At 72.4% G+C, this 13,101-nt stretch carries 12 protein-coding genes, 1 tRNA gene and 1 other RNA gene; 2 read left to right on the top strand and 12 right to left on the bottom strand.

Translation table 11 applies throughout. The features are described 5' to 3' along the window. Nucleotides 1-182: 182 nt before the first annotated feature. The 3 genes from V6V16_RS01135 to V6V16_RS01125 form a co-directional block, all read right to left on the bottom strand. The gene (locus tag V6V16_RS01135; protein ID WP_334558608.1) at nt 183-341 is read right to left on the bottom strand and encodes a hypothetical protein; all 159 of its coding nucleotides are present in this window, start codon (nt 339-341) and stop codon (nt 183-185) included. A gap of 474 nt (nt 342-815) precedes the next feature. Further along, nucleotides 816-888, bottom strand: a tRNA-Ala gene (locus V6V16_RS01130). Nucleotides 889-966: 78 nt separating this feature from the next. Further along, complete coding sequence (locus V6V16_RS01125) at nt 967-1,560, bottom strand: YqgE/AlgH family protein (RefSeq protein WP_334558607.1); 594 nt, start codon at nt 1,558-1,560, stop codon at nt 967-969. A 151-nt stretch (nt 1,561-1,711) separates the two neighbouring features. Here V6V16_RS01125 and V6V16_RS01120 point away from each other — a divergent pair, with 151 nt between their 5' ends. Both V6V16_RS01120 and mdlC read left to right on the top strand, forming a co-directional pair. Further along, on the top strand, nt 1,712-2,515 hold the full coding sequence (locus V6V16_RS01120; protein ID WP_334558605.1) for an S-methyl-5'-thioadenosine phosphorylase: 804 nt from the start codon (nt 1,712-1,714) through the stop codon (nt 2,513-2,515). Nucleotides 2,516-2,644: 129 nt separating this feature from the next. After that, nucleotides 2,645-4,240, top strand: coding sequence for a benzoylformate decarboxylase (gene mdlC / locus V6V16_RS01115; RefSeq protein ID WP_334558603.1), 1,596 nt, complete (start codon nt 2,645-2,647; stop codon nt 4,238-4,240). Between the two features lie 100 nt (nt 4,241-4,340). Here the strand turns inward: mdlC and V6V16_RS01110 are convergent, their stop codons facing one another. From V6V16_RS01110 to pruA, 9 genes are all read right to left on the bottom strand, one after another. Continuing rightward, a complete protein-coding gene (locus V6V16_RS01110; protein WP_334558602.1) occupies nt 4,341-5,318 on the bottom strand; it encodes a hypothetical protein in 978 nt (325 codons plus the stop codon). 87 nt (nt 5,319-5,405) lie between these two features. Beyond that, nucleotides 5,406-5,781: a transfer-messenger RNA gene (ssrA, locus tag V6V16_RS01105) on the bottom strand. A 107-nt stretch (nt 5,782-5,888) separates the two neighbouring features. Then, entirely contained in the window at nt 5,889-6,368 is a 480-nt protein-coding gene (smpB, locus tag V6V16_RS01100; protein ID WP_334558600.1) for an SsrA-binding protein SmpB, read from the bottom strand. Nucleotides 6,369-6,504: 136 nt separating this feature from the next. After that, complete coding sequence (gene ftsX / locus V6V16_RS01095; protein ID WP_334558599.1) at nt 6,505-7,380, bottom strand: permease-like cell division protein FtsX; 876 nt, start codon at nt 7,378-7,380, stop codon at nt 6,505-6,507. A 65-nt stretch (nt 7,381-7,445) separates the two neighbouring features. Further along, nucleotides 7,446-8,126: a cell division ATP-binding protein FtsE gene (gene ftsE, locus V6V16_RS01090; protein WP_091622236.1), complete on the bottom strand. Its 681-nt coding sequence runs from the start codon at nt 8,124-8,126 to the stop codon at nt 7,446-7,448. A gap of 118 nt (nt 8,127-8,244) precedes the next feature. Further along, nucleotides 8,245-9,366 (bottom strand): peptide chain release factor 2, encoded by a 1,122-nt coding sequence (gene prfB / locus V6V16_RS01085; protein WP_334558598.1) that lies wholly within the window; start codon nt 9,364-9,366, stop codon nt 8,245-8,247. 287 nt (nt 9,367-9,653) lie between these two features. After that, complete coding sequence (locus tag V6V16_RS01080; protein WP_334558597.1) at nt 9,654-10,169, bottom strand: PadR family transcriptional regulator; 516 nt, start codon at nt 10,167-10,169, stop codon at nt 9,654-9,656. Between the two features lie 107 nt (nt 10,170-10,276). Continuing rightward, a complete protein-coding gene (locus tag V6V16_RS01075) occupies nt 10,277-11,080 on the bottom strand; it encodes a tryptophan 2,3-dioxygenase (protein WP_334558596.1) in 804 nt (267 codons plus the stop codon). A 109-nt stretch (nt 11,081-11,189) separates the two neighbouring features. Next, nucleotides 11,190-12,818: an L-glutamate gamma-semialdehyde dehydrogenase gene (gene pruA / locus V6V16_RS01070; RefSeq protein WP_334558594.1), complete on the bottom strand. Its 1,629-nt coding sequence runs from the start codon at nt 12,816-12,818 to the stop codon at nt 11,190-11,192. Nucleotides 12,819-13,101: the final 283 nt, after the last annotated feature.

Raw genomic sequence — 13,101 nt, 5'->3', positions numbered from 1 at the left:
AGCGGCGACGGCGCCGGGGTCGGCGGGTACGCGCCGGGCTGGCCGCGTCGTCGCCACGTCCTCGCCTGTCCGGCGGTCGGCCGCCGCGGGATCGGACGGTGGCGGTGGCGGGGCGGGGAGCGCCTTCCGCGCCGGCTCGGCGCGGAAGGCTCCCCTGGCCTAGTGGAGCCGAGAGATCAGACTCACGCCTCGTTGATGTTGCTGTGCACCATCGGCCGCTCGTAGTCGAACATGTCGTCGACCTTGATGTCGGCGGCGGCGAGCATGAGCTCCTCGCTGGTGGCCTGAACGGCCGGGCCGTTCAGCTCGTCCAGCGACTCCATGATGTCCTTGATGGCCATCGTGACTCCCTTCAGCCGTGCAACCCGGGATCGGGTTGCCGTGATGGCTAGTTCACGAGATGGCCGCCTCCGCCGACAAGTGCCCAGACAGGGAATAGGGGTCGATGTACGCCGATACACGGGTGACCGCTGGCACGCGCTCGCGCCGGTCTTCCCGCCCGCGGGGTCCCGAGCGCCCCGGGCAGGCGGGCATCACCGAGCCGTCCCGGGGGCACGGGCCCCCGCGGGCGCACCGGGGGTCGGTTGACGACGCCAGTCGTCGGCCGGGCAAGGGGGGCGACCCCCCCTATTCGATCCGCTTCCTGGCTGCCGCGTCGCACCGTGCGGAGCACGGCGCGCGGGCCGGCGATCGAGTGCCACCCCGGTCAGGGCCGCGACGGTCAGCGCCCGCTCTGGCACGGTCTGCCAGAGCGGCAGAAACGAGGAAACGCCCTGGCGGGAGAGCCAGTCTCCGACCAGGGCGTTCCGCAAGGGTGGAGCCGAGGGGACTCGAACCCCTGACCCCCACACTGCCAGTGTGGTGCGCTACCAGCTGCGCCACGGCCCCTTGCCTCACCCGGTTGCCCGGGCACGAGAGAACTATACACAGCGACCTCCGCATGGTCATCTCGCGGGGGCCCGGTGCTCAGTTGAGCGCCACGTCCGGCGGGAAGTGCGCGACCGCCGCCATCATGCCGCCCTGGCGGCGCAGCACCATGGGCCACAGGTCGTCCGGCCGGTCGACGAAGGCGTCGCCGGGGAGCGCGTCCAGCACGAACCAGGAGCCCTCCTCGATCTCCTGCTCCAACTGCCCCGAGCCCCACCCGGAGTAGCCGGCGAAGACCCGGAGGCCGGCGAAGTTCTCCCGCAGCGGCCCCGGGTCCGCGGAGAGGTCGAGGGTGCCGACCGCCCCGGAGACCTGCTGGAAACCCCGGGCCCGCTGCGTCGGGTGGCGCAGCCGGGCCACGCAGATCGCCGAGTCGGGCTGCACGGGCCCACCCTCGAAGAGCACCGCCGGTTCGCGGGCCAGGTCGCTCCAGTCGCCGAGCACGTCGGCGACCGGCACCTCGGTGGCCCGGTTGAGCACCACGCCGAGGGCGCCGGCGGGCTCGTGGGCCACCAGCAGCACCACCGTACGGTCGAAGTTCGGGTCCTTCAGGGCCGGAGTCGCGACCAGCAGCCGCCCGGTCATCGACCCTGTTGCCCGCCCGCCGCCGATCGCCCGCCCCTCTCCCTGCATGCCGGACACCCGTCAGACCGACCGGACCGGGACGCCCGGGGGCACCGGTGTCATCCGCGCTGTTAACGCCATGCCTGGCACCATAGCCTGCCTCCGGTGCGGTGGCTAAGGTCTGACGTGCGGTTGATCTACGGACGGGGAGGGCGGGCCGGTGGACGCCACGGCGGAACTCGCGGTGATCGGTGGTTCGGGGCTCTACGCGCTGCTCGACGGCGCCACCGAGCACGAGGTGGAGACGCCGTACGGCCCGCCGTCGGACGCCGTCACCATCGCGGAGCTGGGCGGTCGGCGGGTGGCGTTCCTGCCCCGCCACGGCCGGGACCACCGCTTCCCGCCGCACCTGATCCCCTACCGGGCCAACCTCTGGGCGCTGCGCTCCCTCGGCGTGCGGCAGGTGCTCGCCCCGTGCGCCGTGGGCGGGCTGCGCCCGGAGCTGGGGCCGGGCACGTTCGTGGTGCCGGACCAGCTCATCGACCGCACCAGCGGGCGGGTGCAGACCTACTACGACCGGGGCGCGGTGCACGTCTCCTTCGCCGACCCGTACTGCCCGGCCGGCCGGCGCACCCTGCTCGCCGCGGCGGCCCGCCGGGACGTGCCGGCGGTCGACGGCGGCACGGTGGTGGTGGTCGAGGGGCCGCGCTTCTCCACCCGCGCCGAGTCGCGGTGGTACGCCTCGATCGGCGGCGCGGTGGTCAACATGACGGGCCACCCGGAGGCGGTGCTCGCCCGCGAGCTGGCCCTCTGCTACTCCTCGATCGCGCTGGTCACCGACCACGACGCGGGCGTGGCGGGCGGTGAGGCGGTGACGCACGAGGAGGTGTTCCGGGTCTTCGGCGAGAACACCGACCGGTTACGGGGCCTGCTGCTGGAGGCGGTCTCCGCGCTGCCGGCGGAGCGCGACTGCGGCTGCGGGCGGGCGCTGGACGGGATCACCCTGCCCTTCGCGCTGCCCTGACGAGGCGCGCCGCCCCGGACCGCGCCGCCCCCGGACCGCGCGATCATGAAGCGCGCCGTCCCGGACCGCGCCCGGCGGCCACGGCGAAAGGCCCGGGACGCCCGATGTCGCCCGATAGGTTGGGAGGCGATGGCAACGGTCCGCGACACCACGTACGACCTGCTCCGCGCCCTCGGCCTGACCACCGTCTTCGGCAACCCGGGCTCCACCGAGGAGCCGTTCCTGCGGGACTTCCCGGACGACTTCCACTACGTGCTCGCCCTGCACGAGGCGTCCGCCGTGGGCATGGCGGACGGCTACGCCCAGGCCACCGGCGGGCCGGCGCACGTGAACCTGCACACCGCGCCCGGCACCGGCAACGGCATGGGCAACCTCGTCACCGCGTGGCACAACCGGACCCCGCTGATCGTCACCGCCGGGCAGCAGACCCGGGAGATGCTGCTGATCGAGCCGCGGCTGGCCGCCCGGCGGGCCACCGAGCTGCCCGAGCCGTACGTCAAGTGGAGCTACGAGCCGGTCCGTGCCCAGGACGTCCCGGCCGCGCTCATGCGGGCCTACGCGACCGCGGTGCAGCCGCCCACCGGGCCGGTCTTCCTCTCGCTGCCCCTCGACGACTGGGCGCAGCCCGCCGACCCGCCGCCGCCCGTGCGGACGGTCGCCACCCGGTTCGCGCCCGACCCCGGGCGGCTGCGCGAGTTCGCCGCCCTGCTGGCGGCCAGCCGCGCGCCCGTACTGGTGCTCGGCGCGGCCGTGGACCGGGCCGGCGGCTGGCCGGCGGCGGTGGCGCTGGCCGAGCGGCTCGCCGCGCCGGTCTGGTCCGCCCCCGCGCCGGAGCGGGCCGCCTTCCCCGAGGACCATCCGCACTTCCGGGGGGTGCTCCCGTTCGCCATCGGCCCGCTGTCGGAGGCGCTGGAAGGGCACGACACCGTGCTGGTGGTCGGGGCCCCGGTGTTCCGCTACTACCCCCACGTGCCGGGCGACCACCTGCCCGCCGGGGCCCGCCTGCTGCACGTCACCGACAACCCGGACGAGGCGGCGCGGGCCCCGGTGGGCGACAGCCTGCTCGGCGACGCCGGACTGGCCCTGGCCGCCCTGGTCGACCTGCTCCCGGCGGCCGGCCGTCCGGCGCCGGTGGCCCGCCCGGCCCCGCCACCGCCGGCCGAGCCGCCGCCGCTCACCCCGGACGCGCTCTTCGCGGCGCTGGCCCGGCACTGGCCCACCGACGGAATCCTGGTCCAGGAGTCGCCGTCCAGCCTGCCGGCGCTGCGCCGCCGGCTGCCCAGCACCCGCCCCGGGTCGTACTACACGATGGCCAGCGGCGGCCTCGGCTACGGCCTGCCGGCGGCGGTCGGCATCGCGTTGGCGCAGCGCGACACCGGCCGGGGCCGGCCGGTCGTCGCGGTGATCGGGGACGGCTCGTTCCACTACTCGGTGCAGGCCCTCTGGACCGCCGCGCGACTACGCCTGCCCCTGGTCGTCGTGGTGCCGGTCAACCAGCAGTACGCCATCCTGAAGGCCTTCGCCGAGTTCAAGGACACCCCGGGGGTGCCCGGGCTGGACCTGCCCGGGCTGGACATCACCGCCATCGCCCGCGGCTACGGCTGCGCGGCCACCGTGGTGGAGGCCGGGGACCAGCTCGGCGACGCCCTGGCCGTCGGCCTGCGGGCGGACGGCCCGACGGTGCTGCCGGTGCCGGTCGACACCGAGGTGCCCCCGCTCCTCTGAACCGCGCCGCCGGTAACGGGACGGGCGCCCGGCTGGCCGGCGCCCGGCACGCCCCCGTGGCGCGGGCCCGGGTCGGAACGGGCCCGCCGCGGGCCGCCCGTCAGAACTGGGTGAGCCGCAGCGGCGCGCCGGTGAGCACGTCGAGGACCGGCCGGTCGCCGAGCGGCGCCTTCAGGGTGGCGGTGACCGGTTCGAGCTTCAGCATCGCGTTGCACGGGCCGGTGGCGGTCACGGCGCTGCCGCCGACCACCACCGCGTCGTCAGTCTCCCGTACCAGCGGCGCGAACCCGGAGTCGCAGGCGCCGGCGCCGAGCCGCCAGGTCAGCGTGGCGCCGTCCACGGCGCGTAGGTCCTGGGCGCCGAGGACGCCCTCCGGCGCCGGAGCGGCCGGCACGCTCGGCGCGGACGGGGCGGTGACGGCCTGCGGCGCCACGGCCAGCCGCGCCACCCGCGCGGAGAGCCCCTCCACGGTGAACAGCCAGGCCGGCACCTGGGCCTCGCCCCGGCTGGTGCGTACCGGCGCGGTGCCCAGCGTGACCGCCGTGACCGTCAGCGGGACGCAGCCGGCCTGCGGGGCGCTGCTGACCGGGCCGTCGGGCCCCGGCTCGACGGTGGGGCCGCCGGCCCCGGGGCGGCCGGGGTACTTGGGCCCGGCGGGACCCTTCGGGCGGCCGGTGCACTGCGGCGGGTCGCCGTGGTCGAGTTCCCCGTACGCGGTGGCGGCGTCGACCAGCGGCACGGTGAGCGTGCCGTCCGGGAACCGGATGGTGCCGTCGGCGGGCTTCCCCGCCGGCAGATCGACCTGGTCGCGGTACCAGCCGCTGCGGAAGGCGGCCTCGGTCTCCGGCGTGAAGCCGGGGTCGCCGAGCAGCACGGTCGGGTCCTGCAACGGCACGTAGCCGCTCCCCCACACCGGTGCCGGCCGCCACGCGCCGGCCACCTCGGTGGCCCGCTTCGCGAACGCGTCCTGGCCGGCGTCGGAGCCGGCCGGGGCGGGGCCCGGCTCGGTGCCGGCCGCGGCGCAACCGGCGACGATCATCAACAGCGGTAGGCCCAGCAGGGCGGCGGTACGGCGCATGTCGGTTGGACGCCGGCCCGCCCCCGCCGGTTCCCCCGCCCGACACGACGATGCGCCCCGGTCCGCTGGACCGGGGCGCATCGCTGGTGGTGGAGGTGCCGGGAATCGAACCCGGGTCCTTCGCCGGTTTGACAGGGCTTCTCCGAGCGCAGCTCGCTGTGCCTCTACTCGGCCCCTCCGATCACGCGAGCGAGTCGGTGTGACGGGCCCAGTCGCTGATTGATCTCGCCGCACGGACCCCGCGACCGGGTCCGATTGGCCAGCCTCCTAGCTGATGCCGGCTAACTGGGTCGAAGGCACTCCCAGGCCGACAGACTCACTACTCGCCTCAGGCGGCGAGAGCGAAGTCAGCGCGATTGTTCTTGGCGCTTATTGGTTTCCGACGACCGATTCTCGAGACGACGTCGGCTTCCTCGGCTCGCTTCCCCTGCCGCAACGTACGAAGTCGAAACCAGTCACCCCCTCGACGGGCCGCCCCTGTCGGCGGCACCACCAAGCCTAACGCCTGCCGCAACGGGTTTCATCCCGAGGTGCCGGCCGGACACGCCGAACCGGACACGAGCGGACAGATCAGTCGTCCATCCCCTTGCCGCGCCGGCCGGCGACCCGGGCGATCTCCCGGTCCGCGTCCCGCTTGGCGAGGTCCTGCCGCTTGTCGTACGACTTCTTGCCCTTGGCCAGGGCGATCTCGACCTTCGCCCAGCCGTCGGAGAAGTAGACCTGCAACGGCACCATGGTCAGGCCGCCCTCGCGTGTCTTGCCGATCAGCCGGTCGATCTCCAGGCGGTTGAGCAGCAGCTTGCGGGTCCGCCGGGGCTCGTGGTTGGTCCAGGTGCCCTGCGTGTACTCGGGGATGTGCATGCCGTGCAGGTAGAGCTCGCCGTTGCGTTCCTGCGCGAACGCGTCGACCAGCGACGCGCGCCCGGCCCGCAGCGACTTGACCTCGGTGCCGGTCAGCGCCATGCCCGCCTCGTAGGTGTCGAGGATCGAGTAGTCGTGCCGGGCCTTCTTGTTGGAGGCGACGACCTTGCGTCCCTTTTCCCGTGGCATCGGCGCCACCCCCTTTCCGGTGCTCCGCGCCGGAGGTGACCGGCCGCGGGCGGAGATCATGCTACCCGAACGACAAGAGCCCTCCCGCGCCGTTTATTCCTGGCGCGGGAGGGCCCCTGGTCGGGGCGAACGGAAGCTAGACCCGCAGGTAGAAGCGGAGGGTGACCCAGGCGGTGACCGCGCTGACCACGCCGCCGACGCCGGCCATCAAGGGGAACACCACCAGGATGTCGCCCCAGCCGATCGGGGAGAGCAGACCCTGGAGCGCCTGGAGCGAGCCGTCGAAGAGCAGGTACTTCGCCGCGATGAGGGCCACCAGGCCGAGCAGCGAGCCGATCAGGCCGGCGACCACGGCCTCCAGCACGAACGGCGCCTGGATGAACCAGTTCGACGCGCCGACCAGCTTCATGACCGCGACCTCGCGCCGCTTGCTGTACGCCGCCACCTGGATCGTGTTGGCGACCAGCAGCAACGCGGCGATGGCCATCACGATCGCGGCCGCCAGGGCGATGTTCTGGATCGAGGTGAGGATGTCGAAGATCTTGTCCAGCAGCCGGCTCTGGTCGACGATCTCGTCGACGCCCTCGGCCTCCTTGTACTGGTCGTAGATGCTCTTGTACTGCTCCGGGTTGTTCAGCGTGAGCCGGAAGGACTCGGGCAGGCTGTCCGCCTTGACGGCGCTGAGCAGGTCAGGAGCGTCCTGGAACATCTCCTGGAAGCGCTTGTACGCCTCGTCCTTGTTGACGTAGATGCTCTCCTTGACCAGCGGGTCGCCCTCCAGCTTGGCGGCCAGCGCGTCACGCTGCTCGGGGCTCACCTCCTGGTCGAGGAAGATCGAGACCTGGATGTTCTTGTAGTACAGGTCCTTCATGTCGTCGACCTGGCGGTACATGAGACCGCTGGCGCCGAGCATGGTCAGCGAGACCGCCATCGTGATGATCATCGCGATGGTCATGGTCACGTTGCGCCACAGTCCGACCAGTACCTCGGACAGGACGTATTTCACGCGCATCGGGATTTCCTCCGGGTCTCCGGCATGAGGTGTTCGTCGTCAGGCTGCGCAGGGGTGGCGTCGGCTCAGCCGTAGACGCCGCGGGCCTGGTCGCGCACGATGCGGCCACTCTCGATCTCGATGACCCGGCGGCGCATCTGGTTCACGATGTTGGAGTCGTGCGTGACCATCACGACGGTCGTGCCGGTGCGGTTGATCCGGTCCAGCAGGCGCATGATCTCGATCGAGGTGTCCGGGTCGAGGTTTCCGGTCGGCTCGTCCGCGAGCAGGATCAGCGGTCGGTTCACGAACGCCCTGGCCACCGCCACCCGCTGCTGCTCGCCCCCGGAGAGCTCGTGCGGGTAGCGGTGCTCCTTGCCGCCGAGCCCGACCAGCTCCAGCACCTCCGGCACGACCCGGCGGGCGACCGCCTTGGTCTTGCCGATCACCTCGAGGGCGAACGCCACGTTCTCGTACGCGGTGCGGTTCGGCAGCAGCCGGAAGTCCTGGAACACGCAGCCGATGGAGCGTCGGAAGTGGGGTCGCTTCCACGAACGCATCGACGTGACGTCCTTGCTGTTGACGACGACCCGGCCCTTGTTGGGCGCGACCTCGTGCAGCAGCAGCTTGATGATGGTGGACTTGCCGGAGCCGGATGGACCGATGAAGAAGACGAACTCGCCCTTCTCGATCGAGACGGACACGTTGTCGAGCGAAGGCCGGGACGCCTTCGGGTACGTCTTCGTCACTTGCTCAAGCTGAATCACGGGTGGTGAGTCTACGCGGTGTAACCGGGGAGCCAAGCCCCACGCCCCGCCGTTGCGAGGCGCGTCATCTATTTCGGGCGTACCGGAGAGATCGATGACGCGCTCCGCCCGCGGTTGATCACGCAGCGTCGCCGGCGAGCTGCTGCTGCTTGCGCCAGCGGATGCCCGCCTCGAGGAACTTGTCCAGATCGCCGTCGAAGACCGCGGTCGGATTGCCCGTCTCCTGCTCGGTCCGCAGATCCTTCACCATCTGATAGGGGTGCAGGACGTACGAGCGCATCTGGTCGCCCCACGAGCCGGCGGCGTCCGTCTTCAGGCCCTGCATCTTGGCCTGCTCCTCCTGGCGCTTGCGCTCCAGCAGCCGGGCCTGGAGCACCCGCAGCGCGGAGGCCTTGTTCTGCAGCTGCGACTTCTCGTTCTGGCAGGTGACCACGATGCCGGTCGGGATGTGCGTGATCCGGACGGCCGAGTCGGTGGTGTTGACGCTCTGCCCGCCGGGGCCCGAGGAGCGGTAGACGTCGATCCGCATCTCGTTCTCGGGGATCTCGATGCTGTCGGTCTGCTCCACCACGGGCAGGACCTCGACGCCGGCGAAGCTGGTCTGCCGGCGACCCTGGTTGTCGAAGGGGCTGATCCGGACCAGCCGGTGGGTGCCGGACTCGACGCTGAGCGTGCCGTACGCGTAGGGGACCTTGACCGTGAAGGTGGCCGACTTGAGGCCCGCCTCCTCGGCGTAGGAGGTCTCGTAGACCTCCGTCGGGTAGCCGTGCCGCTCCGCCCAGCGCAGGTACATCCGCAGCAGCATCTCGGCGAAGTCCGCCGCGTCCACCCCGCCGGCGCCGGCCCGGATGGCGACCAGCGCCTCCCGGGAGTCGTACTCGCCGGAGAGCAGGGTGCGGACCTCCATCTCCTCGATGGCCTTGGAGAGCCCGGCGATCTCCCCCTCGACCTCGACCAGCACCCCCGGGTCGGCCTCGGCCTCGGCCAGCTCCAGCAGCACCCTGGCGTCGTCGAGCTGGGACCGGAGGCTGCCGAGCTTGCTGATCTCGCTGTTGACGTACGACAACTGGGAGGTCACCTGCTGCGCCTTGGCCTGGTCGTCCCACAGGTCGGGCGCGGAGGCCTCCCGCTCGAGGCGGGCCTTGTCCTCGCGCAGCCGGTCGACGTCGAGCACCGCCTCGATGTTTCGAAGGGTGGCGTCGAGGCCCTTGAGCTGTTCGGCGTAATCGGCAGCGGTCACGACAAACAAGGGTACTGCTCGTGCGAGGAGTGAGCTTGCGAGCCCCGCAGTCACGAGCCAAAAAGGCGCAGCTCGTGCGAGGAGTCAACCCGCGAGCCCCGCAGTCACGAGCCAAAAGGCGCAGCCCGTGCGAGGAGTCAACCCGCGAGCCCCGCAGTCACGAGCCAAAAGGCGCAGCCCGTGCGAGGAGTCAACCCGCGAGCCCCGCAGTCACGAGCCAAAAGGCGCAGCCCGTGCGAGGAGTCAACCCGCGAGCCCCGCAGTCACGAGCCGGAGGGGACCGGCGATCAGCCGACCGGGGCGCTCTTCAACCAGGTCAGGGCGGCCTTGTGGTAGGCGACGGCGAACTCCAGCGCGCTGGCGTCGTACGCGTCGCCCTCCTTCTTCGCGTTCTTGACCTGCTCCCGGACCTTGGCCAGGGCCTCGGTGTGGTAATCGTTGGCCGCGGCCTGGAGGTTCTTGAGCTGGCTGGCCGAGTGCAGGTCGCCGAAGGCGATCCGCAGGGCGATCGGGTTGCGGATCGTGTCCCGCCCCGGCTCCTCCGCGAGCCAGCGGGAAAATGTCCGTTTTCCCGCCGCGGTGAGCGCGTACGGCTGACTGGAGCGCGGACCGGGCTTGCCCATCCGGACCAGGCCCCGCTCGGCCAGCACCGGCAACTCGCGGTAGACCTGACTGCGGGTCATCGACCAGTACGGCGCCAGCCGGCGCTCGGCGGCGGCCATCAACTGGCCACCTGTCATGGGGCCCTCGTGGAGCAGCCCGAGCAGGGCCGCCGCCGTGGGGTTGACTCCGGAATCCGCCATGCCCCTCACGCTGCCACTTTGCCGACGCGGCGTCCAGGATTTGGCGTTTTCGCCACCCGGTCGGGTTCCTAAGTGCACTGTCGGCGCGAGACAGTCCGCCGGGGAGGTCACAGCCTGCTACGCAGCTCCCACAGTTCGGGATAGAACCGGGTCTCCACCCGGGAGCGCAGGTATGCCCCGCCGGCCGAGCCACCGGTGCCGGGCTTCGTGCCGATCTGCCGCTCGGCCATCAGCACGTGCCGGGCCCGCCACAGCGAGAACGCCTGGTCGTGCGCGACCAGCGCCTCGGCGAGGTCCCACAGCGGCCCGAACCGCTCCCGGTCCCCGGCGATCGTGGCGTAGGCCGCGAAGCGCGCCTCATCCTCGGCGACGTCGAAGCCCGCCCGGCCGAGCACGGCCAGGAAGCCGTCCCAGAGGCTCGGCTCGGCCAGCCGCCGCTCCAACCGCTCCCGCTCGACGTCGGGCAGCCCCCGGAAGCGTCGCAGGTAGTCCGGGTCCTTGAGGCCGGAGAGAAACTCGATCTCCCGGAACTGGGCGGACTGGAAGCCCGAGGCCGGGGCGAGCTTGGTGCGGAAGGCCAGGAAGTCCTGCGGGGTCATCGTGTCGATCACGTCGACCTGGCCGATGAGCACCCGCTCCACGACGTGGCAGCGCTCCAGCCGCACCCGGGGCAGGTAGGTCTCGCCGGCGAGCATCCGGTCCCGGGCGTCGGTCAGCTCCGCGAGCAGCAGCTTGAACCACAGCTCGTAGACCTGGTGGATGGTGATGAAGAGCAGCTCGTCGTGGGAGGCCGGGTCGGACTCGGGCACCTGCGCGGCCAGCAGGTCGGCCAGCCGCAGATAGTCGGTGTAGGTGAGCAGGCCACCCTGCTCGCCGAAGTGCGGGTCGTGCGCGGGGGTGGGGTGGGTCACAGCGGCCACGGTACCGCCGGGCGCGGCGCCCCGGCGCCCACCCCCCTGCGGGTGTGGGAAGGGCCGCTCCCGCCGACGGGGCGACGGGAGACGGCCCTGCCCACGCGCCTCAGCCCATGTGGGGGTAGACGTGGTCGGTCGGCGCGACGAAGGTCTCCTTGATCGTCCGGGGTGACGTCCAGCGGAGCAGGTTGTGCCAGGAGCCGGCCTTGTCGTTGGTGCCGCTGGCCCGGGCGCCACCGAAGGGCTGCTGCCCGACCACCGCGCCGGTCGGCTTGTCGTTGATGTAGAAGTTGCCGGCGGCGTACCGCATCTTCTCGGCCACCGCGTCGACCACCCGGCGGTCGGTGGCGAAGATCGAGCCGGTCAGCGCGTACGGGGCGATCGACTCGGCCTGGGCGACGACGTCGTCGAAGCGGGCGTCGTCGAAGACGTGCACGCCGAGGATCGGCCCGAAGTACTCCGTGGTGAACGTCTCGTGGGCGGCGTCGGTGCACTCGAAGAGCGTCGGCCGCACGAACCAGCCGACGGAGTCGTCGGCGGTGCCGCCGGCGAGGACCCGGCAGGCGTCGTCGCCGGCGATCAGCTCCAGCGCGGCCGAGTGCCGGTCGAACGCCTTGGCGTCGATCACGGCGCCGCCGAAGTTGCCGAAGTCGGTGACGTCGCCGTAGCTGAGGGACTCCGCGGTGGCCGCCAGCCGGTCGCGCAGCCCGCCCTCCCAGAGCGACCGCGGGACGTACGCCCGGGACGCCGCGGAGCACTTCTGGCCCTGGTATTCGTAGGCGCCCCGGATCAGGGCGGTGTGCAGGGCGTCGACGTCGGCGCTGGTGTGCGCGACGACGAAGTCCTTGCCGCCGGTCTCCCCGACCAGCCGGGGGTAGCCCCGGTACCGGGAGATGTTCTCGCCGACGGTCCGCCACAGGTGCTGGAAGACCTTCGTGGAGCCGGTGAAGTGGATGCCGGCCAGGTCCGGGTCGGCCAGCACGACGTCGGAGACCTCCTCGCCGCGCCCGGTGACCATGTTGATCACGCCGGGCGGCAGGCCGGCCGCCTCGAAGAGCCGCATGGTGAAGTGCGCGGCGAACTGCTGGGTCGGGCCCGGCTTCCAGACCACCGTGTTCCCGAGCAGGGCCGGCGCCGAGGGCAGGTTGCCGGCGATGGCCGTGAAGTTGAACGGGGTGACCGCGTAGACGAAGCCCTCCAGCGGGCGGTGGTCGAAGCGGTTCCACACCCCCGGCGAGGACATCGGCTGCTCTTCGAGCAGGCGCCGCGCGAAGTGCACGTTGAACCGGAGGAAGTCGACGAACTCGCAGGCCGAGTCGATCTCGGCCTGGATGGCGGTCTTCGACTGGCCGAGCATCGTGGCCCCGTTCAGCGTGTCCCGCCAGGGGCCGGCGAGCAGCTCGGCGGCGCGCAGGAAGATCGCGGCCCGCTCCTCGAACGGCAGGGCCCGCCACATCGGGGCGGCGTCCTTGGCGGCCTTCACGGCGGCGCGGGCGTCGTCGTGGGTGGCGTGCGCGGTGACGCCGAGCACGTGCGCGTGCCTGTGCGGCTGCACGACGTCGATCGACTCGCCACCGGCCATCCGCTGCTCACCGGCGATGGTCATCGGCAGGTCGATCCGGTCGGCGGCCAGCTCGGTCAGCCGCCGCTGGAGCCGTTCCCGGTCGGCACTGCCCGGCTCGTAGTTGCGCACCGGCTCGTTACGCGGCTCGGGTACGGAGAACACGGCGTCCATCAGCGCTCCTGGCGATCTCGACAGCGGTGGCGAAATCGGACCCGCGGGCACCGGCCGGGCGACCGGGGCCGGACGCCGTGCCGGGTTGACCGGTCTCGGCGGCGGGACCTCCCCCGATTCTTCCACGGCCCGCGCCGCCCCCTCCGCACGCCACCGCGCCCGCCGGCGCCGCACCCGCCGCAGGAGGGCGGCGAGACCGAGGTGCCGCGCCCCTGGTCACCGGCCGGGGACGCGGGTGGTCGGGGGCGCGGTCGCGGGCGCGTACGCTGGGTGGCCGGTGAAC

The organism is Micromonospora sp. CPCC 205561 (assembly GCF_036906775.1).
GTDB lineage: Bacteria > Actinomycetota > Actinomycetes > Mycobacteriales > Micromonosporaceae > Micromonospora.
Note: the sequence above shows the minus strand (reverse complement) of the source record. Positions and strands in the feature narration are given on the sequence as shown.